The following is a 21,214-nucleotide window of genomic DNA, read 5'->3' as shown; positions in this document are numbered from 1 at the left end:
TAAAATGACAAACAACGGGCCTGTAACATACGAATACGACCGGATCGCAGACCGTAAGCGGCTGGACTTTATCAGTGCAGCAGTAGCGGAGCGGGCAGGCGATAAGGCCAGCGTACTCGACGTAGGTTGTGGTAATGGCGTTATCAGCCGTCACCTTGGGCAACTCGGATTTAATGTACTGGGTATCGATGTCAGTGAACAGGCCATCGCCAGAGCAAAGGAGCTGAACACCTCTCCCCGGGTTAGTTTTGAAGTGCTGAGTGCAGAGCAGCTGGTGGCACAGGGTAATACTTTCGATGTGATCGTTTGCAGTGAAGTGCTGGAACATCTGCATCAGCCCTCATCTCTGCTGGCAACACTGCATCAGTCCCTCAAAGAAGATGGAATCCTGGTTGTGACCGTCCCCAACGGCACCGGCCCCCGTGAACTACTGGTGACAAGGCCGGTACTCAAAATGAGAGCAAAAAATAACTGGCTCTGGAGACTGGTAGTAGGTGTAAAGAAATCAATGGGATATAGCGGTACCACCGTACAATCTGCCGCCGATAACCTGGACCACATCCAGTTCTTCAAAAAATCCGATCTGGAAACACTATCGGCTGAAAACAGCTTCCGGATCATCCGCTTCGGTAAAGCCAACTTTATTGAAGATGTATTTCCCTTCTCTTTTTTAGCCAAACGGATAAAGGCGCTTCAATGGCTCGACTGTAAAGTGGCCGATGTATTACCGTACCGTTTTACAGGAGGATTCTTTTCTGTCTGGGAAAAAGTCAGGTAAACTATGTTACACATACTCTATAATTGTTGGGTAGTTTTTCAGGTGCTCATTGCCTGTTATCTCCTGCAGCCAGCTGTACTGCTGTTGATCTACTGGATCAAAAAAGCTGGTCGTTTTTTGTTTAAGCCCGGCCATGAAGTGAAGGCTTCCGGCAATCATCATTACACTTTCGCTGTAATTATCACTGCCCATAAAAATCTGCAGTTGGTTCCTCCTTTGGTGGATTCCCTGCTGAAACAAACACATGCTGACTATATGGTATATGTGGTGGCAGATAATTGTGGCGACGCCGACCTGGGCATGACTCATCCCCAAGTAAAACTGCTGAAACCCGAAACGCCACTGAATGCCAAGATCCGCTCTATTGATTTTGCGATCAATAGTTTTGTATCTCCACATGAGGTAATGGTGATCCTGGATGCAGACAACCTGGTGCATCCGCTTTATCTGGAAACGCTTAACCGGTATTTCAATCAGGGTTACCAGGCGGTACAGACTAACATGCTGGCCAAAAACAACGATACTGTTTATGCACAGCTGGATGCGGCCGGTAACTACTTCAGTAACTTCATTGACCGTCGTATGCGTATGGAGCTGGGGCTTTCCGCCAATATCTGGGGATTGGGTATTGCATTGAAGACTACGCTTTACCGCGAAGTGGTATACAATCATTTCTTCGGTGGATTTGATAAAAAGATCCAGGCTGATATCGTAAAACTGATACCTGTGCTGGCCTATGCAGAAGATGCGATGGTGTATGATGAAAAGATTGATACCGGTGACGCGCTGGAAACACAGCGTACCCGCTGGATCAATGCATACTTCAAGTATTTTAAATATGGATGGGATGTGTTTTGTACCGGTGTACGCCGCGGAAGTTTTAACCTGATGTTTTTTGGTTTTAATTTGTTGAGACCGCCATTGTTTCTGCAGGTACTGCTGGCATTGATGCTGGGCATACTCAATTACTGGATAGCGCCGGTGTGGGCCTGGACATGGGCAGCCATCCTGATTATTTTCCCGCTTTCCTTTTTTGCGATTGTGGCCGTGATGAGCAATGATCCACGTACCATACGTGCTCTGCTGCATCTGCCGTTCTTTTTCCTGAGACAGCTAAAGGCTTTCCTGCGTATAAGAAAGGCCAACAAGGCTTTCCTGCAAACCCAGAATAACAAGGTGATGTATATAGAAGACGTATTAAAACAATAATCAAATAATAAAATAAACAAATATTTTAGGTGCTGGTCCTGCTTTCCTGTTAACAAGGAAGGCAGGACTTCTTATTTGAATTAGTTAAATTACAGATAAAAGCATCACACCATGTCAGATACCGTTGAAATCAGAAACCTCACTGCGGAAGATTATTTTGATCTTCGGGAATCCATGGAATCTGCCTATCCTGATATGTCAGGAAGTTATTGGGGAGAGTCCACCATTAAGCGGCTCATCAAATTGTTCCCTGAAGGGCAGATAGCCGTTACCGTTAATGACAGGGTGGTAGGCTGTGCCCTTTCCATCATCGTCGACTACGATAAGTTTGGTGATAACCATACCTATGCGCAGATTACCGGCTTTTATACTTTTAACACACACAATCCCAAGGGAGATACGTTGTACGGGATAGAAGTATTTGTGCATCCGGAGTTCAGGGGCAAGCGCCTCGCACGTCGTCTGTATGATGCGCGCAAAACACTCTGTGAACAGTTGAATCTGGAGGGTATTGTGGCAGGAGGCCGTATCCCCAACTATGAAAAGTATGCAGACAAATTGTCGCCCAGGCAATATATTGAGAAGGTGCAGGATAAGGAAATTTATGATCCTACCTTAACGTTTCAGTTCTCAAACGATTTTACCGTCAAGAAGATCCTCAAAAACTACCTGCCTGATGATGAGGCTTCAAAAGGTTTTGCCACCTTGTTACAGTGGTTTAATATTTATTATGAACAAGACAGCGATACCATCCGCTACAACAAGTCTACTGTTCGTATCGGACTAGTACAATGGCAGATGCGGGACTATGGGGGCTTTGAGACCTTCATGCAGCAGGTGGAGTATTTCATTGATGCGGTGAGTGATTACGGGTCGGACTTTGTAGTGTTCCCTGAATTGTTTAATGCGCCGCTGATGGCAGAGTTTAATCAGCTGGATCCGGCAGGCGCGATCCGGGGAATGTCTAAATATACCGAATTGATCCGCGACCGGTTTCTGGAACATGCGGTATCCTACAATGTCAATATTATTTCAGGCAGTATGCCGATCGTGATCGATGAGGTGCTGCACAATATCTCCTACTTATGCCGGCGGGATGGTACCTGGGAGCATTATATCAAGATCCACCCAACGCCGGGGGAAGTGGCTTCCTGGGGGATGAAGGGTGGTTCAGACATCCGGGTCTTTGATACGGATTGTGGTAAGGTAGGCATACAGATTTGTTATGATGTTGAATTTCCGGAGCCATCCAGGATTCTGGCAGAACAGGGTATGCAGATTCTTTTTGTACCTTTTATGACAGACACCCAACATGCGTATAACCGTGTCCGTTTCTGTGCTCAGGCAAGAGCCGTGGAAAATGAGTGTTATGTAGCTATCGCAGGTTGCGTTGGGAACCTTCCCAAGGTGAATAATATGGACCTGCAATATGCACAATCCTGTGTATTCACGCCTTCCGACTTTAACTTCCCGGTAACAGGTATTAAGGCCGAGTCTACACCTAATACAGAGATGGTAGTAGTGGTGGATGTGGATCTTGTTTTATTGAAAGAACTGCATGCATTTGGAAGTGTTCAAACGATGAAGGATATACGAAAAGATCTTTATCAGGTAGTGAAAAAGTAGGGGCGTGGTTATACTTTCAATTATTTTTTAGTTAGATGATTACTTTATGTTCTTTTTTATATTTTATTGATTAATAGATGTTTATGGTGATTATTTGTTGAATTGATTTAGGTGAAATCTAGATGTTTTTTACTTTCCTCATCAGATTATGCCGTACATTCGTACGTATTTTGCTTCAATCAATGGTAAAATCAATCTTCATAAAATGCTAATAATCAACATAAAAAAATAAGAAGAAATGATGAACAACAAGATTAATTTAGCCCTTCAGATCCTCCCTTCCGTACCTTCCGAACAGGTATATGCCGTAGTAGATGAAGCCATTGCTGTTATCCGTGACTCCGGTGTAAAATACAGAGTATGCCCGTTCGAAACAGTGATGGAAGGAACTTATGAAGAGCTGATGGAAGTAGTGCGCAAAACTCAGGAAGTATGTTTTAAAGCCGGAGCATCCCAACTGCTGGTGTATATAAAAATGCAGATAAAAAAAGATCAGGATGTGACCATCGAAGAAAAAACAGGGAAGTATGATTCCATATAGTATATTTTTACTATCTTTCTAAGTGAATTAAAGGACAGGACTTTATGAGATATGCCGCCACCCTGGATGACAACTCCAGGATTGTTACTAACCTGATCATCATCATTACCCTCGTGATTCTGTGCAGACAGGTTACCGATGTTAATCATGATGCCACCACTACCAGCGTGCTGCTGTTTATCCTGGTCCCGGCCATCATAGCAGCTGCCTGTCTGACTCCCCGGTATTACAAAATCACCGCAGAAGGCCTGGTGATTAAAAGAGCACTGTTTCCCATTACCATCCTGTTTGAAGATATTGTACGCCTGCGTAGTATCACAGAAGAAGAGCTGGGTACCAGCAGCCGTATGATGGGAATGGGCGGTATATTCGGATATCTTGGCACCTATCGCTCTGCCGAAATAGGAAAGTATCAACGCTGGTGTACCAACCGGGAAAATCTGGTCCTGATAGAATCAAGGACCCGTAAATGGGTGATCAGCCCCTCTGGCGCAGATGATTTTGTAAAAACCGTCAATGGCATCATTAACGTTGCCGGATAAACGTTTTTAATATTCTTTTGTGAAAAGATTGTATGCTGTTGTCTTCAACAAATACAATCTTTTTTATTTAATGTAGGGAGACCGCATGGATTTTGAATAGATATGATGTAACTTATACACATCATTAAACCAAAATCTAATCTTCACCATGAAGTCAACTTTCAGATGGCTGCTGGTGGTGGGCTTTCTTCTTGTATTCTCCCGCACGCTTTATGCCCAACCCCGCACGCTCACAGGCCGTGTCATTGCTGCCGGCAGCAATATCGCATTACCAGGTGTCACTGTTCAGGTAAAAGGAACAGCCAGAGGCACCACCACCGACGTAGATGGCCATTTCCGGATCGAAGTACCTGCTGACCACAACACCCTTGTTTTTAGTTTTATTGGTTACCTTACCCAGGAGGCACCTGCAGGAAGTCAGACCAGCCTGGCAATAACCTTGCATCCCGACACCCATAGCCTCGATCAGGTAGTGGTTACAGCTATGGGCATCAAAAAAGAAAAGAGAGCCGTTGGATATGCTATCCAGGATGTATCGGGGGCAGATCTTGTCCAGTCCCGGCAATCCAACGTAGTCAACGCCCTCCAGGGAAAAGTAGCCGGCGTCCAGATCTCCGGTGGTGGCGGAGCACCCGGACAGGGTTCCCGCATTCTGATCAGGGGTATCAACTCCCTGGACCCTACCCGTGACAATCAACCGCTTTTTGTCATCGATGGGATTACCATGGACAACAACACCTACACCACCGGTGGCGCCGATACCCGGGGTATGAGCAACCGCGCTGCTGATATTAACCCCGATGATATCGAAAGTATATCTGTACTGAAAGGCGGAGCTGCTACCGCCCTGTATGGTCTTCGGGCTGCAAGTGGAGCCATTATCATCACCACTAAATCCGGTAAGGCAGGTCGTACCCGCGTTAGCTTTACCACCGCCGCCGGCTTCGATAAGGTAGGTAAAACGCCGGATGTACAGTTGCAATACTCCCAGGGCAACAATGGCACTTATGATAATCAGAGCTTCTGGCCTGCATGGGGGCCTTCTGTGGAAGATGCCCGCAAACTGGACCCCGATCATCCTGCCGCCCTCTATAATAACTACAAACAGGCATACAATACCGGCAGCCAGTACCGCAACACACTTGCCGTCAGCGGAGGAACTGATAAAGTCGTATATGCGGCCTCGTTATCCCAGTTCAATCAAAACGGTATCATCCCCTTTAGCAATTACCAGAACTATTCCGCCAGAGTGAGCGGAGATGTCCGCTTCAGCGAAAAATTCAAAATGGGCGTAGCCCTCAACTATATCAATTCAGGTGGCAACCGTGCTAATGCCGACCGCTACGGAGAACAGATGATTTACTGGTCGCCACGCTGGAATATGCGTGACTACCTGAAGCCCGACGGTACCCAGCAAACCTATGGCGCTACCGATAATCCCATCTATACTTTATATAGTAACCGGTTTGGGGACAATGTGAACCGTGTAATCGGCAATATCAACTTTACCTATTCACCCTTTAAATGGCTCGATATCCTGTACCGTGCCGGTACCGACTTTTATACCGACAACCGTCGCCATACCGGCCCCGGTCCCAAAGGCATCGTCGGAGAGGTTGTCAATACTGATAACGGCTTCGGCTTCGTCAACGAATACACACTTAATCAGCGGTCACTCAGTTCTACCCTGATCCTCAATTTTAAAAACAATATCACCCCTAAACTCACTTCCGACCTCAAACTGGGCCATGACCTGTTTGATCGCCGGCTGAAACGGCTGTCCACTGAAGGGGATACCCTTGATATTCCGGACCTGCTGATCATGCAGAACGCTAAAAAGATCGTATCCAACCAGTACCTCGAAAACTATTACCTCTTGGGCCTTTTCGGCGACTGGACCCTGTCATGGGACCGCTGGTTGTACCTCACTCTTTCCGGCAGAACAGATGTCAGTTCTTCACTGCCAGTCAACAACCGGGCCTTCTTTTATCCTTCCGTCAGTCTGGCCTACATTTTTACAGAACACCTGAAGTTGCCGGAAAATATCCTGTCATTCGGCAAGCTCAGAGCCTCCTGGGCCAGGGTGGGTAAAGACGCCTTGCCCTACAATACCGGTTATGGCTATACGCCGTTGACAGACGGTCCTATCGGTAACACCATCATCGGCTGGACCCGCGCCGACCGCCTAGGTGATGCCAGCCTCAAACCGGAGTTTACCAACACCTTTGAAGCCGGCGCTGAATTGCGATTCCTGCATGATCGTATAGGCGTTGACTTTGCCTGGTATACTTCCAAAAGCACCGACCTCCTGATACCAGTGAAGTTATCGAGTGCTACCGGTTATGAAGACTTCTACACCAATGCCGGCTCCATACGCAACCGCGGCGTGGAAATAGCCCTCAGTGCCACACCCGTAAAACAGCAGAAATTTCGTTGGGACGTGCGGGTTAATTTCTCCGCCAATCGTAATGAAGTGCTGAGTCTGGGTAAAGGATTGTCTGAAGTAGTGGTAGGCAGCCAGTTTGGTTATGCCGGTTCCACCGCTACCATGAAATATATTCCGGGGTATCCGGTAGGGGCTATCTTCGGCACCAGCTACCAGCGTTATTCCGGAGGGCAGCCCGACAACGGTATCCTCATCGATTACAGCCGCCCCATTCAGATAGCTGCTTCCGGCAGCCAGGCTGGTTTCCCTATGATCAACTCTGCCCAGAAATACCTGGGTAATTCCCAACCCAAATGGATAGGTAGTATCTCCAATACTTTCTCTTATGGTCCGCTCAGCCTTTCGTTCCTGATAGATACCCGTCAGGGCGCCATGAAATACAATCAGCTGGCCAACTTTATGGGTGCCTTCGGAGAATCCGCCATTACTGCAGACCGCTTTACCAGCAAAGTGTTTGATGGTGTGTTGCCCGATGGTACTCCCAACAAACAGGTGGTGTACCTGCAACAGGCCAAAGGTCCCGATGGCCGTAACTATGGTGGCGGTTTTTACCGGAACGTATACCGCGGCGTTACAGAAAACTTCGTGGAGAATGCATCGTGGATAAGACTGCGTAATATCAGTTTGTCCTGGCAGCTGCCGTCGCAACTGCTGTCACGCACCCACCTGATTTCTGCCGCCAGCCTTACCTTTACTGGCAACAACCTCTGGTTACATACCCGCTACACCGGCTTCGATCCGGAATCCAGCTCGTTTAATGCCGGTAGTAACATCGATGCATTTGCCGGGTTCACGTATCCGACTACACGCAGTTTTCTGGCTTCTTTGAATGTAACCTTCTAAAAACTGTTTCGACCATGAAAAGGATTCACTCCATATTATATATAGTCATACTGGCCTTACTCGCAGCAGGTTGTAAAAAACAGCTGGATATCAACGATAATCCCAATCAGGCGGTAGTGCCTCCCATGAACGGATTGTTGGCCTCCACCACTTACTTCACTTCGTATAACGTTTACCGTGTCGGTAATATCACGTCTTATTTTACGCAGTACCTGGCCTCGCCCAATGCTAACGGTGCCAGCGACACTTACGAGGCGGCTGACTATACCAGTACCTGGAAAGCACTGTACGACAATATGACTGACATCCACGACCTGATGGAACAGGCCCGGACTGCCGGTGCTACCCAGCATCTTGGCGCTGCAGAAGTGATGATGGCCATCAACCTGGAAATGCTCAACGATCTATGGGGAGCTGTTCCCTATACCCAGGCCTTTAATAGTAAAATCCTGCAGCCAGGCTATACGCCGGATGATAGCGTATTCCTGCAATGTGTCGCGTTGCTCGACGACGGCATCGCTCAGCTGAAGAAGTCTGAATCCAAATATGCGCTGGACCCGGTAAAGGATCTGCTACACGGAGGGAAGGTAAGTGCATGGGTCAAAACAGCCTATACGGTAAAAGCCCGTCTGCTCAATCATCTCACCAAAAAAACAAACTACGATCCGACGGCAGTACTCACCGCTCTCGCCAACGGCTATACGGATAATTCAGATGATGCCCAGCTGATACTGTTTCAATCACTCAGTCCCTGGAACGCAGCTGCTGTTAACAATGTCAACAATCTCCTGGATGGTTGGCTGAGCGCTCACTTTGTAAATGCCCTCAATGGTAAAACTTTTGGTGTATTTGATCCCCGGTTGCCCCTGATTACCGACACCACCCGTTTCGGTGATTATCGCGGCACCATCAATGGCGCCGGGCGCATCGGGTCTGGTACCAACAAAGAAGAATGTTATCTTTCTCAGAAAGGTTTTTATTCCAAACCCGGCGCCCCGCTGCTGGTAGTAACCAACACTGAAGCCCGTTTCATCCAGGCCGAAGCTGCTTTCCGCAGTGGAAACAAAACCCTGGCTTATCAGGCATATCTGCAAGGGATCTCCGTTCATATGAACAAGCTGGGAGTAGACTCCTCCCTGCGTAAAGCCTATCTCGCCAATCCGGCTGTAGGAGTGGGTGAGGCCAACATCACCCTGGATCTCATCCTGAAAGAAAAATATGTAGCGCAGTTCCTGCATCCCGATGCCTGGAACGATGCACGCCGCTACGATTATCAATACCAGGATTTTAATATGCCTGTTAATGCTCAGTTGTCCACTTTTATCAGAAGAGTGGCATATCCGGATTCAGAGAAAAGCCGGAATGGAGCGAATGTGCCGAGTGTGAAACTAACAGATAAAACCTGGTGGCAACTGTAACTGTGATGTATGTGATGTGGCTGATGCTCCTGATGAGCGGAGATTAGAGATGATTATAGCGAAATAGAAAGAGGGTGTCTCAGACACCCTCTTTCTATTGTTCTCCTTCCAGTTGCTGTAGTATATGCTGATTAAAGCTATACTGTTCTTCTACCGGTACTTCTTTTCTGGAAACGTTTCGAATGTCATGTCCTTCTTTGGTCCAAAGCATGGGAAAAAAATTAAAGACATGATCGCCATCCAATTTGGCCACTTCTTGTTGCCAGTTATCCCAGCGCAGGTCTTTATAAAAATCAGCCAGGCCTCCCTCGAAACAAAACAGTAAGAACTCAGTATAGGTAATATCAAGAGGCTCCCATTTCAAGGTAGCAGGATCAAAGTAATAGGTTTTGCCTTTATCGCTGCCAAGGCCACCGCCGTTAACAGCAAAATAGCCGCCCACCGCATCATCGGCCACCAGCAGGTATCCCGTGCTGTTATCTGCAAATATGGTTTTATTCCAATTCCAGGAATGTAAGGTCCTGTCCATTTTAGAATGCCCTGATCCCAGTATTCTTATCCAGCCATGATCTATAAGTATACCGCCACTGTTAAAAATGATAGCACCCATAGGAGATCGTGTCGTTACCTGTACTTCGTATAGTGTTTCACGTGCTTTACTTTCAGTAACAGGCAGTATTTCTACTTTATTGGTAGCACTGTCAATCCAGGACAATACATCGGGCCATGCTGGTTCTCTGGTGTTGATCAATGTTTCAAGGGGGCTCTTATGCTCCATAAATTAACTGGATTTTGGCGCAAGGTAAATGTACTTGTTGAAAAGCAAAAGGGTCTCAAAAGTAATTTGAGACCCTTTTGCTTTTCGCTATAATCTTCTTATTCTTCTCCGTTCATCAGGAACAGCAGAAATTACTTGAATACCAGATACGCCACTATCAACGTAAAGAATATATTAAACAGTTGAGCAATGATAAAGGCAAGTGCTGGTTTACCATTTTCAACTTTAAAAATATCGGTGAATTTTGTTTCCAGTCCTATGCAGGTAAAGGCGAGTGCAAACCAGTAAGTTTGTATTTCCTTCAGAGCTCCTTTGGTATCGGCTACTACCGTTGACGGCAATACGAAGGAGAACAGGAGGGAGGCGACGATGAAGCCCAGTACAAATTTGGGAAAACGTTCCCAGATGGTGCGCAGGGTGGGCTTTTCGTAGTTTGCTTTCTTTTTGGTGTAAGACCAGTATAGTGAGATCAGAAAAGCGGCAAGCCCCAGCAGTACGTTCTGGGAGAACTTAACGATGGTGGCATATTTAAGCGCTTCCTTACCCAGCATGGTACCGGCGGCCACTACGGCGCCGGAAGTATCGATAGTGCCGCCCAGCCAGGCGCCTGCCACAGCTGGTGACATACCAGCCCAGATGGCGATATATGGCATAAACAGCATCATCGGAATGGCGACGATCATCACCAGCGAAATCACATGCGAGAGTTTTTTGTTATCGCCTTCGATGGCGCCGGAGGTAGCGATGGCTGCAGATACGCCGCAGATAGATACCGCACTGGAAATCATCATACGGAACTCATCGTCCAGGCCCAGCATCCGGCAAAGCCAGAAGGAAAAATACCAGACGGTAAATACCACTACCACTGACTGAATAATACCCAGCATACCAGCCTGCAGGATATCGCCAAAGATGATGTTGGTGCCCAGCAGTACCAGTCCTATTTTAATGTACAGCTCTGTTTGGAGGGCCGGTTTGATCCACGCAGGCAGACCAATCACATTGCTGATAAACAAGCCTAGTATCAGGCTGAACAACACTACTTCTATGCCCAGGTCCTTGATGGCTTTATTGGTTGTGATAAGCTGTGCCAGCAGCGAAATAAGCACGATGGCCAGCAGGCCGGACATCAGCGCGGTGGGTTTGAAGTCACCGGCCAGAAACCGGGCCAGCAGAAGGCTGCCCAGTACCCATAAAAACAAGGTGCATATACGCAGAAGGTTGGACATGTCCGATACCTGCGCTAATAAGTCGCCTCCGGATGACCAGCTGTATTTGGGCAAGGCTGGCTTCAGTCCGGCCACCACCAGGGTGATGGTCAGGAAAGCGATGATCACCGCAATCCAGTCTTCATGAAGTTTTCTAGGTTGTAACATAGGTTTTATTATACAAGGTTTGAGTGGCTAGTGGAAAAAGAGATACGCCAGCAGGATCGCAGACAACAATCCGAAAAAGTCGGCAATCAGGCCTGCAGTAAGTGCATAGCGCGTATTCTTGATGTTAGCAGAACCGAAGTATACGGCCAGCACATAAAAAGTAGTCTCCGTAGTGCCTTGTATCACACTGGCCAGCTTCCCCTGGAAAGAGTCTGCCCCATAGCGGGTCATTACTTCTATCATCAGGCCTCGCGCACCACCGCCACTTAAAGGTTTCATGATGGCTATCGGCAACGCCGGTACGAAATCAGTGTTGAAGCCCATCCAGGAAAACAGGCCGGCAATAGCGTTGATGAAGTAGTCCATACAACCGGTGGTACGGAATACGCTGATCGCTACCAGGATGCCCACCAGGTAGGGGATGATCCGCACGGATACCTGGAACCCTTCTTTGGCTCCTTCTATAAAACTATCGTATACATTAATCTTTTTTACAATACCTGCGCCGAGGAAAAGGATTACAATGGTAAAGATGATGCCACCACCGAGGTTGCTCATAGTGGGACCTATCTTTTCTGCAGGCATATGACGTACCCAAAAATACAGACCGGTTACCAGGGAGGCGAAACCGCCCAGGAATACCAGTACGGGCAATTTGAACAGATTGATGCGTTGATAAAAGGATACTGTAAACATACCTATTATAAATGCAACAAAAGTAGATATGAGGGTAGGGACGAAGATATCAGCGGGATTGGCGGCACCGGCTGCTTTTCTGAGTGCGATCACAGAGGTAGGGATAAGGATCACGCCGGCTGTATTCAATACCAGGAACATAATCTGCGGATTGCTGGCAGTGTCTGGCTTGGGATTCAGCTCCTGCAGCTCCTTCATGGCTTTCAGTCCCATTGGGGTGGCGGCATTGTCGAGCCCCAGCATACTGGCAGAAAAGTTCATCATCATAGATCCCATGGCAGGATGTCCTTTGGGGACTTCAGGGAAGAGCTTGGAGAAAAAAGGATTAACCAGTCTGGAGAAGCGGTTGATCATACCGGCGACTTCGCCTACTTTCATAATGCCCAACCAGAGCGTCATTACGCCGGCCAGCCCCAGGGAGATCTCTGCTCCGGTTTTGGCGCTGGATAACATGCCGTTCATAATGTCTCCAAAGATGGCTGTATCCTGTAAAAACACCGACTTAAAAACTGCTACTACAAACGCGATCAGGAAAAAGCCCAGCCAAACGTAGTTTAATGCCATTAGATTATTGGTTTATTCAAGCAACAAATAAACTAAAATAAACTTATCTTTGCGCAAATTTTAAAAAATGGCTTTGCAAGTTGGAATTGTAGGATTGCCGAATGTAGGGAAATCGACATTATTTAACGCGGTGAGTAACAGCGCTAAGGCGCAGGCCAGCAACTACCGCTTCTGTACTATAGAACCCAACGTAGGACAGGTAGACGTGCCGGACACTCGTATTGACAAACTGGCCGAGCTGGTACAACCGCAGCGTATCGTACCTACTACTATCGAGTTTGTGGACATCGCCGGCCTGGTAAAAGGTGCCAGTAAAGGCGAGGGACTAGGTAATAAGTTCCTGGCCAACATCCGCGAGGTAGATGCCATCGTGCATGTAATCCGTTGCTTCGAAGATGATAACATCCTCCGCGAAGAAGGAGCTATCAACCCCGTTAGTGACAAGGAAATTATCGATACCGAACTGCAGCTGAAAGATCTCGACAGCGTAGAACGTAAAGTGAGCCGTACGGAAAAAATGGCTAAAACCGGTGGTGACCCCAAGGCAAAAGCAGAATTTGAAGTTCTGAAAAGATGCCAGGAACACCTCGAAAAAGGCCGTAACATCCGTGAACTGGGCCTGAGTAAGGAAGAACGTGTAGCAATCGCTGACCTGTTCCTGCTGACCGAAAAACCGGTACTTTATGTTGCCAACGTAGATGAGGCTTCATTGCATACCGGCAACAAATACTCTGAAGCGCTGAAAGAATCCGTAAAAGCTGAAAATGCTGAAGTAATCGTGATGAACAATACCATTGAAGCACAGATTTCCGAAATGGAAGATCCGGCTGACAAGGAATTGTTCCTCGGTGAATACGGTCTTACTGAGCCAGGCCTCAACCGCCTGATCCGCTCTGCCTATCATCTGCTCAACCTCATTACCTACTTCACTGCCGGCGTGCAGGAAGTACGTGCCTGGACTATCCACAGAGGATGGAAGGCTCCTCAGGCTGCCAGCGTGATCCACACCGATTTCGAAAAAGGTTTTATCAAGGCTGAAGTAATTGCCTATGATGACTACGTGAAATACGGTTCCGAATCTTCAGCACGCGACAATGGCCGTCTGAGAATAGAAGGAAAGGAATATATAGTTTCTGATGGTGACGTCATGCACTTCCGCTTTAACGTGTAATCATTTCCGTTACAATAAGATACTTCATGAAATTTAACCATGAGGTTACAACAATCATGCGGGCCGGTACTTGCCGGCCCGTTCTTTTTTTTAAACAGGAGAGTCGGAAAACCTTGCCTGTACTGAATTTTAAACTACGTATACCCCTCCACGTGTCTCGCCTTGAAAAAAATATGCTTTGTTAATAACAGTAATTTATTAGTTTAGCCTACTATTTTAATGTTAGCTCATGCGATTAGTCAGGAATGTAAAGCTGTTTTTCCGGGAAGGAAACTCAGATAAGACATATGAAATTGACCTTTGTGAAGTTGGCCCGGAACAATATACTGTTAGCTTTAGATACGGAAAACGCTTTGGAACCCTGAAAGAAGGCACCAAGACCGTAAACCCCGTAGCCCTGGCCGCCGCCACCACTATCTTCGACGCGTTGGAAAAGGAAAAACGCAGTAAAGGATATCTGGGTGAGCAGGAAGCAGTACAGGACCTGTCTTTTGTACCAGTAGATACTTCCCAGGTAGCAGATCCAAAAGATGCCGCCATTCTCAAAAGGTTGCAAGGAGTGATAGAAGGCAAGGCCGCCTATAAAACACCCTGGAAAACTTCCCGTGTCATCTGGAAAGCCGGTGTACGCAAATTAAAGGATGCCGTCCCTTATCTTATCAAGCTGGTAGAGAAGGGTGACGCCATGCAACGTTATGCTGCATTATGGGCATTGGGTAAATGCGCGGATCCTGCTGCTGCCCCTGTGTTGCGCTCATATGCTGATAATGGCTCCTATAGCCTGAATGTACGGATGCTGGCAGCCAACGGCCTCCTGCTGGTACTTCCGGAGGAAGAACGTAACGCACACATACAATCCCACCTGCTCCGCCTGCCGGAAGCAATTCAGGAAGTTATCGCCTCCAACAATGCACAGGCTATCTTCAATATAGTGCAGGAGCGGGTGATGGTAAAAACCGAACTCAATTATCCGATGCTGGAAGATCTGTATATCGTTGCCTATAACAACGAAGCAGTGAAAAATGCCATCGTCGGCTTTTTAGCATACATGCCTTTCCGTCCCAGTTATTTCCAGCATATGCGGCATATGTTCAAACAGGCCGAACTGAGAGATGACCAGGGTATTGTAGGCACCATGGCCATACGTTTTGAACGGGAAGCACCCATGTTTAATCACCCGGGCAAAAGACTGGACTATGATGGTAATGAATATCATCCCAACGTCTTTATTCCTGAACTGCAGGAATACATGAAGGTGATCAAAGAACTGAAGAAACCCGCTTCCAGACTCGCTTATTCCAATAAAACGAGGAACTACCTGAAACGCAGGGTGCTTCGCAATCTTCGTGCTATGGGTACCAGTGGTGATATGGAATATGTACGCCTGGCAACCGCACTGCTGCTGCAGTATGAAGAAGGAAGAGATGCTACCAAAGAATACCAGACACGCCAGTACTCCTGGATCAATGGCAGGTATACTTCCTGGTACAGACAATTTCCTGCCAACTCCCGCGCTGTATTCCTGAACTATATTCTGCGGGGCAATATGCCTAATCTGAAGCTGGATACCAACAGCACCGTATGGTATTTTGAAGAGCCCAGAGACGCTAATGGTCCAACACGCGAAGCTGCAACTCTGCGCGAACATCCGGATGCCGTGAAGGAAGCTGAAAAAGGTAATCTCCTCAAAAAGCTGTTCAATTGGCTGGGAGGGGAGAAGCAGGCATCATCTGCAGGCGCTGTACCTCCGGAATTCAAACCGATGTCGGCACCTGCGCAACCCGTTAGTGATGTGCCTTACCTGGAGCTGTGGCAAAAAATGCCTCAGGCTTTCGTACAGCTGCTCGTATCCGGCCGGATGGAAGCCGTACATCTGTTTGCCATTGAGCAATTAAAAGCACATCCCGATTACAAAGATCTGAAAGATAAAATGGATGAGAAAGTGATCTACAACTTCCTCATCAGTCCATTTAAAATCCCTGCATTGTTTGGCCTCGAACTGGCCAAAGACAAATACAATCCTTCCAATCTCTCTTTCTTCCTGCTATACGCTCTCACAATGAGTCCGCTGGAAGAGGCCAGAGCACAAGGTTTGGAATGGATCTCCCAACACAAGGCTGCCTGCTTTGCTGATGCCGATTTCCTGATGCGTATGATGTTCAACCCATACCTGGACATCCGCAACTATGTACGCCAGCATTTAACGGCCGATCATCTCCCGATAGATAAGGCCCGTGTACTGGTAGGTAAGTCGGTAGCCTCTTTACTGGCTTCTAAAAATCCTTCTCCTGAGGTAAACGATAATCTCAACGATGGTTGCCTGATCCTGGAACATTTCTGCGCCAGCGCGCTGCGCGAAGTAGAAATGCAGGTGATTGCAGACCTGATGCAGACCGGCGTACCGGCCAACCAGGCTTTTGCAGCACGATTGCTGATACAGAAACAAGGGCAGATGGATTTCCGCGAAGTATCAGACGAACTGCTCACCAACCTCATCACCAACGACTATGCGCCGGTTAGAATGGCCGGTGTATCTGTGTTTGGCGTGATGCCGGAAGATGAGCTGCTGAAAAGACCGGAGCTGCTGCTTCAGATGGTGCTGGCTACGCATGCGGATGTACGAAAAGAAATACGCACATTAATTAAACAGCTTGTTCAGAAAGATAACCGGCTGGCCGTATATCTCGTCAATGAACTGGTGCCCCGCCTGATGCGCAAGGAACCTGTAGAAGGCATACACCAGGATATCGCAGCCATTCTGAGTAACGAACTGGTGGAACATCTGCAGGATGTAGATACGGCTACGGCTTTACGTTTGTTGTATTCCAACTACCGTTCCGCCCAGGAATTCGGTGTAGTAGTATTGTATAAGTATATTCCTGCTGAAGCACTCACCGTAAAACAGGTGATCGCTGCGGGCAGTCACGAACTGCTGGCAGTCAGACAATGGTGCTGGTCTTTCTTTAATACCAATGCCGCGCGTATGCGCTATGAGCGCGATGCTGCTATTGGTTTACTGGATGCCAAATGGGACGATACAAGACTGTTTGCACAGGAGTTCTTCCGCACACAGTTCACCGATAACGACTGGACACCAGAAACACTGGTAGCGGTGGCAGATAGCGTACGCCCGGATATTCAGGCTTTCGGTCGCGAAATGCTGATGCGTTTCTTCCGTGATGCTGACGGTCCTTCTTATCTGCTGAAGCTGAGCCAGCATCCGAGCGTTGCTATGCAGATATTTGCTACTAACTATCTGGAAGGCTATGCCGCTGGTAATCTGGAATATCTCCGGAGCATGGAACATTATTTCCGTTCTGTGTTAAGCCGTGTCAACAAAGCCCGTGTGGCCAAGGAGCGTATTTTTAATCTGCTGGAAAAAGAAGCGTTGAAGTCGGCTGATGCTGCTACTTATGTAGGAGAGATCATCGCCCACATCTCAGCAACAGTGTCCATCGCAGATAAAGCCCGCTGCATACAGATTATGCGGAATATCCAGCAACAGTTCGAACTTTCATTGCCTATCATGTTAGTGCCTGCCGTCATCCGGTAGGAATGCCAGCTTTTAATCAAAGAGTATGTTATTTAATTACAGATATAGCGGTAACTCCCAGGTGTATAGCAATGCTACATCTGCCGGCATATCCTTCGCGCCGGACACCCATCGTGACCCGACTTTTTTTGTAGGTAAACTCCATAAAAAAATCGCTTTCCGCGAAGCCATATCCGCCCTGCATGATGTAGTGGTGTCTGACCTCCGTTTTAAACCCAAAGACAAAACTGCCTATAAGGAATGGGCCGCCCAGCAGGAATCTGTTTGGCTGGCCGAATACATGAACGGTTACGACCGGGCTGCGGCAGATACAAGAATAGCGTCTATCTCCGACGAGCTGAAAAAAGTGAATGACGAGAAAGACAAAGTGATGGGTCCTTTCTATAAGGCCAGAAAACAATACTTCGATTTCCTCTATCAGAAAGACCGGGATGCCTGGTTTGTACTGGATCCTGTTATCACGGTACATCCGGATGAAATGTTCTTCGAATGTTTCAGCCAGGATGAATCTACCTATGGTAAACTGAGCGCCAGTTACAATGTGTTTAAAGAGGTAAATGAATTTGAATGCGGTACTACCAACATTGACTACTCTGCCGCATTATACAATGAATTCCAGAAGATCCGTGACTATAAGGAAACAGACTTTAGAGTAGATCCGGGAGGATTCCAGGTACAGACTTCGCAGGAAGAGCTGTATCACGAAGTAAAGATCGATCTGCCGGACAGCTGGGTGAGAGGCTTTTTACAGGTAAGTTCAGCCATGACACTGCCTGCCGCCACCTTTGATCTGCATCCGATGGATGTATATAATTTCTGTCTCTGGCTGCGCCGCTTCAAGGAAAAAGCAGGGCCTCGTTCCATCCGTTTTAAACTGGAGCCAGGAAAGCCTGTCAGAGCTGTATTTGAGCCATGGAATCATGAAATCGTTTGTGCGAGATCGATATACAAAGGAGGACAAAGCAGGGAGATCAGAATATGGGGTAGAAGGAGATTGCTGATTCTGGAGCGACTGATACCTATTGCTAAAAAATTCACGGTACATCTCACCGGCAATGGGCTGCCATCCTTCTATGTAGCCGATCTGGGAGATATGCAGTTTACACTGGGACTTTCAGGGTGGACAGCCAACGACTGGTCCCGTGCCGGACAGTTCGATCTCATGGCACCTCGTGCAATCGTAGACGACAGCGCCAAGCTGAAAGTGTTTGCAGACCTGCGCACCCGCTGGATGGCCAAACCGGAAACCATTGCAACAGCTACCGGGCTGGATAAAGCCACTGTACTGGGCGCACTGGGAATCTATACACAGGCCGGCAAAGTAATCTTTGATCTGCATACCGGTATGTATCGCCTGCGGGAGCTGAGCCGAGAACCACTGCCGCTGGAATCGCTGCGTTTTGCCAATCCGCTGGAAGCTGAAGCGTCTCAGCTGGTACAGGAGAAAAAAGTTACGCTTACTGAACAGGACATACCAGGAGTAGGATTGCAGCTGAAAGGCAACGTAAAAGGTGCACAGCGTGTATACCATCCCGTTATAGTGATCGATAAGGATGAAAGACTGAGCGAAGCACACTGTGATTGTAATTTTTATAATACTAATAAGTTGTACAAAGGGCCCTGCGAACACATGCTGGCGCTGCGTATGACGCATGCTGAAAATAATTCTGCAGGATAAATTTTATTTTTCAGAATTATTTTCTAACTTGCCTGCTCGTTAATAAACAAAGATCTTTGTAAAGAGGAATTGATTGCACTTGCGCCCGTAAAAGGGACGAATGATGTTTCGTCATTCAGGTATTTTGACTATACATGCTTCACTAAATGCAATCTTTACTTTGGGAGGGGCGTACCTAGTGCGAATTTACGGTACTAGCCCCGGGGGCTGAAATTCACACTAGGTACGCCCCTCCCTGGAGTTGATTGATTTAGTCAATGGCTTGCACGAAGGCCTCTTCCTCTTTACAAAAATTTGTTTTCTTCCGCGTCAGGCATGGCTATCGCAGCCACTTCAAGCCGGACCAATCACACTCCCGCTTTAGCTGCTTAACATTCATTTTAAAAGTAAACCGCCAACATTATGGCCGAAGGCTTAACCCGTCAACAGCTGTACGACAGGATACGTGCATCCTCCAAAGAGGAATACATATTGGAAGAAATGACCCGTCTGGGTTTCTGGGCACAAAACTCGTCCCAGCCATCCCTACCGGAAACGCTTATACGTAAAGAAGGTGAGCTGCGCCGCGAACTGAATGAGCTGCTGGCAGAAAGACAAAAATACCGCAACAAGGAAAAAATGCTGGCCGACATGCGCAAGGAACGCATGGCCAAAGCCAAACAGAAACGCGCAGAAACAAAGAAACGCAACGAAGAAGAAAGGATAGCCCGCGCTGCCGCCTGGGCCGAAAAAAAACAACAGGACATCCTGTACCTGGGTGAAGAAGTGTCTGCCGGACTGAATAAAGTAACACCCGATGAAGCACAGCTGACTAAATTCGGATTACCGGTGTTCAAAGACGCTACCGCACTAGCCAACGCTATGGGGATCACACTAGGGAAACTGCGCTTCCTGGCCTTCAACCGTAAAGTGTCTAACAGCAGCCACTATCAGCGCTTTCAGATACCTAAAAAATCCGGTGGAACCCGTGTGATCTCTGCACCCATGCCACAACTGAAAGCCGCACAACACTGGATACTGGAGAATATACTCTATAAGATAAAAAACAGCGATGCCGCGCATGGCTTCGTTCCTGGTAAGTCTATTGTCACCAATGCCGCTCCGCACATCGGTCAGGATATTGTGATCAATATTGACCTGCGTGACTTTTTCCCTTCCATCCCTTACAAAAGAGTAAAAGGGCTGTTCTGTAAACTGGGTTATGCCGAACAGGTGGCTTCCATCCTGGGACTTATCTGTACAGAACCGGAAGTAGACGAAATCCTGCTCGATAATCGCAGGTACTTTGTAGCTAAAACAGAGCGTCATCTCCCGCAGGGAGCGCCTACCAGCCCAGCCATCACCAATCTCATCTGCTTCAAACTGGACCGCCGTTTTGAAGGACTGGCAGCAAAATACGGTTACGCCTATACGCGGTATGCCGATGATATGACCTTCTCCGCCAAAGCAGCTGTAGCAGACAAAGCCGGACAGGTATTATGGGCTATCAAACAGGTCGTGAAAGAAGAAGGCTTCACCATCCATCCTGATAAGCTGAAGGTGATGCGCAAAGGGGATAAGCGGGAAGTAACCGGTATTGTTGTCAATGAAAAGCTCAGTCTCGACAGAGAAACCTTGCGCCGTTTCCGTGCGTTGTTGCACCAGATCTCTAAAACAGGTCTGGCCGGCAAAAGCTGGGGCAAAGGCAAAAATATCATCAGCAGTATAGAAGGGTACGCGAACTACGTATATATGGTAAAACCCGAACAGGGTGCCAAACTGAAAGCTACACTTACAGCACTGCTGCAAAGGGAGGATATCAAAGCCCAGGCCCGCAGCCTGTGGACAGGTGAACAGGCGCCTGCGCAACAGCAAGCTGGTCCTGCCTCCCAGGCCGATACGACAAAAACAACTGATACTACAGCAACCACTCAGGCTCCGCCTGCCAGCAATCCTTCATCATCGGCTAAAACAGAAAAGCCATGGTGGGATATTCTGTAGTTTATCACACATCTT

Annotated in this window: 14 protein-coding genes; 11 read left to right on the top strand and 3 right to left on the bottom strand. The window is 47.7% G+C overall.

What is annotated here, in order from left to right:
* The first annotated feature begins 4 nt into the window (after positions 1 to 4).
* The 7 genes from DF182_RS31180 to DF182_RS31150 all read left to right on the top strand — a co-directional run bounded on the left by DF182_RS31180 (position 5) and on the right by DF182_RS31150 (position 9,403).
* Positions 5 to 778, top strand: a complete 774-nt coding sequence (locus tag DF182_RS31180) for a class I SAM-dependent methyltransferase (RefSeq protein ID WP_113619832.1) — start codon at positions 5 to 7, stop codon at positions 776 to 778.
* Between the two features lie 3 nt (positions 779 to 781).
* On the top strand, positions 782 to 1,987 hold the full coding sequence (locus DF182_RS31175) for a glycosyltransferase family 2 protein (protein WP_113619831.1): 1,206 nt from the start codon (positions 782 to 784) through the stop codon (positions 1,985 to 1,987).
* Between the two features lie 111 nt (positions 1,988 to 2,098).
* Positions 2,099 to 3,613 (top strand): bifunctional GNAT family N-acetyltransferase/carbon-nitrogen hydrolase family protein, encoded by a 1,515-nt coding sequence (locus DF182_RS31170; RefSeq protein WP_113619830.1) that lies wholly within the window; start codon positions 2,099 to 2,101, stop codon positions 3,611 to 3,613.
* 238 nt (positions 3,614 to 3,851) lie between these two features.
* Positions 3,852 to 4,154 (top strand): thiamine-binding protein, encoded by a 303-nt coding sequence (locus DF182_RS31165; protein ID WP_245957660.1) that lies wholly within the window; start codon positions 3,852 to 3,854, stop codon positions 4,152 to 4,154.
* Between the two features lie 44 nt (positions 4,155 to 4,198).
* Positions 4,199 to 4,696 (top strand): PH domain-containing protein, encoded by a 498-nt coding sequence (locus tag DF182_RS31160; protein ID WP_113619829.1) that lies wholly within the window; start codon positions 4,199 to 4,201, stop codon positions 4,694 to 4,696.
* Between the two features lie 148 nt (positions 4,697 to 4,844).
* Complete coding sequence (locus tag DF182_RS31155; RefSeq protein ID WP_113619828.1) at positions 4,845 to 7,985, top strand: SusC/RagA family TonB-linked outer membrane protein; 3,141 nt, start codon at positions 4,845 to 4,847, stop codon at positions 7,983 to 7,985.
* A 14-nt stretch (positions 7,986 to 7,999) separates the two neighbouring features.
* The gene (locus tag DF182_RS31150; protein ID WP_113619827.1) at positions 8,000 to 9,403 is read left to right on the top strand and encodes a SusD/RagB family nutrient-binding outer membrane lipoprotein; all 1,404 of its coding nucleotides are present in this window, start codon (positions 8,000 to 8,002) and stop codon (positions 9,401 to 9,403) included.
* Positions 9,404 to 9,497: 94 nt separating this feature from the next.
* Here DF182_RS31150 and DF182_RS31145 read toward each other — a convergent pair whose 3' ends face one another.
* The 3 genes from DF182_RS31145 to DF182_RS31135 form a co-directional block, all read right to left on the bottom strand.
* A complete protein-coding gene (locus DF182_RS31145; protein ID WP_113619826.1) occupies positions 9,498 to 10,181 on the bottom strand; it encodes a DUF2625 domain-containing protein in 684 nt (227 codons plus the stop codon).
* A 131-nt stretch (positions 10,182 to 10,312) separates the two neighbouring features.
* Complete coding sequence (locus DF182_RS31140; RefSeq protein WP_113619825.1) at positions 10,313 to 11,557, bottom strand: YeiH family protein; 1,245 nt, start codon at positions 11,555 to 11,557, stop codon at positions 10,313 to 10,315.
* A gap of 27 nt (positions 11,558 to 11,584) precedes the next feature.
* Positions 11,585 to 12,817 carry a nucleoside recognition domain-containing protein gene (locus DF182_RS31135; RefSeq protein WP_113619824.1) on the bottom strand — a complete coding sequence of 411 codons (1,233 nt, stop codon included), beginning with the start codon at positions 12,815 to 12,817 and terminating at the stop codon, positions 11,585 to 11,587.
* A gap of 67 nt (positions 12,818 to 12,884) precedes the next feature.
* Here DF182_RS31135 and ychF point away from each other — a divergent pair, with 67 nt between their 5' ends.
* The 4 genes from ychF (at position 12,885) to DF182_RS31115 (ending at position 21,199) form a co-directional block, all read left to right on the top strand.
* A complete protein-coding gene (gene ychF, locus DF182_RS31130) occupies positions 12,885 to 13,988 on the top strand; it encodes a redox-regulated ATPase YchF (RefSeq protein ID WP_113619823.1) in 1,104 nt (367 codons plus the stop codon).
* 229 nt (positions 13,989 to 14,217) lie between these two features.
* Positions 14,218 to 17,541: a HEAT repeat domain-containing protein gene (locus DF182_RS31125; protein ID WP_113619822.1), complete on the top strand. Its 3,324-nt coding sequence runs from the start codon at positions 14,218 to 14,220 to the stop codon at positions 17,539 to 17,541.
* A gap of 25 nt (positions 17,542 to 17,566) precedes the next feature.
* On the top strand, positions 17,567 to 19,219 hold the full coding sequence (locus DF182_RS31120; RefSeq protein ID WP_113619821.1) for an SWIM zinc finger family protein: 1,653 nt from the start codon (positions 17,567 to 17,569) through the stop codon (positions 19,217 to 19,219).
* 402 nt (positions 19,220 to 19,621) lie between these two features.
* On the top strand, positions 19,622 to 21,199 hold the full coding sequence (locus DF182_RS31115; RefSeq protein ID WP_113619820.1) for a reverse transcriptase family protein: 1,578 nt from the start codon (positions 19,622 to 19,624) through the stop codon (positions 21,197 to 21,199).
* Positions 21,200 to 21,214 lie beyond the last annotated feature (15 nt).

The sequence above is a fragment of the Chitinophaga flava genome, from assembly GCF_003308995.1.
Lineage (GTDB): Bacteria > Bacteroidota > Bacteroidia > Chitinophagales > Chitinophagaceae > Chitinophaga > Chitinophaga flava.
This window is presented reverse-complemented; position numbering and strand designations above follow the sequence as displayed.

Bases quoted from the DNA above. Each gene is read 5' to 3' on its own strand.
- DF182_RS31180 (WP_113619832.1), top strand. From the start codon at position 5: ATGACAAACAACGGGCCTGTAACATACGAATACGACCGGATCGCAGAC.
- DF182_RS31175 (WP_113619831.1), top strand. From the start codon at position 782: ATGTTACACATACTCTATAATTGTTGGGTAGTTTTTCAGGTGCTCATT.
- DF182_RS31170 (WP_113619830.1), top strand. From the start codon at position 2,099: ATGTCAGATACCGTTGAAATCAGAAACCTCACTGCGGAAGATTATTTT.
- DF182_RS31165 (WP_245957660.1), top strand. From the start codon at position 3,852: ATGATGAACAACAAGATTAATTTAGCCCTTCAGATCCTCCCTTCCGTA.
- DF182_RS31160 (WP_113619829.1), top strand. From the start codon at position 4,199: ATGAGATATGCCGCCACCCTGGATGACAACTCCAGGATTGTTACTAAC.
- DF182_RS31155 (WP_113619828.1), top strand. From the start codon at position 4,845: ATGAAGTCAACTTTCAGATGGCTGCTGGTGGTGGGCTTTCTTCTTGTA.
- DF182_RS31150 (WP_113619827.1), top strand. From the start codon at position 8,000: ATGAAAAGGATTCACTCCATATTATATATAGTCATACTGGCCTTACTC.
- DF182_RS31145 (WP_113619826.1), bottom strand. From the start codon at position 10,181: ATGGAGCATAAGAGCCCCCTTGAAACATTGATCAACACCAGAGAACCA.
- DF182_RS31140 (WP_113619825.1), bottom strand. From the start codon at position 11,557: ATGTTACAACCTAGAAAACTTCATGAAGACTGGATTGCGGTGATCATC.
- DF182_RS31135 (WP_113619824.1), bottom strand. From the start codon at position 12,817: ATGGCATTAAACTACGTTTGGCTGGGCTTTTTCCTGATCGCGTTTGTA.
- ychF (WP_113619823.1), top strand. From the start codon at position 12,885: ATGGCTTTGCAAGTTGGAATTGTAGGATTGCCGAATGTAGGGAAATCG.
- DF182_RS31125 (WP_113619822.1), top strand. From the start codon at position 14,218: ATGCGATTAGTCAGGAATGTAAAGCTGTTTTTCCGGGAAGGAAACTCA.
- DF182_RS31120 (WP_113619821.1), top strand. From the start codon at position 17,567: ATGTTATTTAATTACAGATATAGCGGTAACTCCCAGGTGTATAGCAAT.
- DF182_RS31115 (WP_113619820.1), top strand. From the start codon at position 19,622: ATGGCCGAAGGCTTAACCCGTCAACAGCTGTACGACAGGATACGTGCA.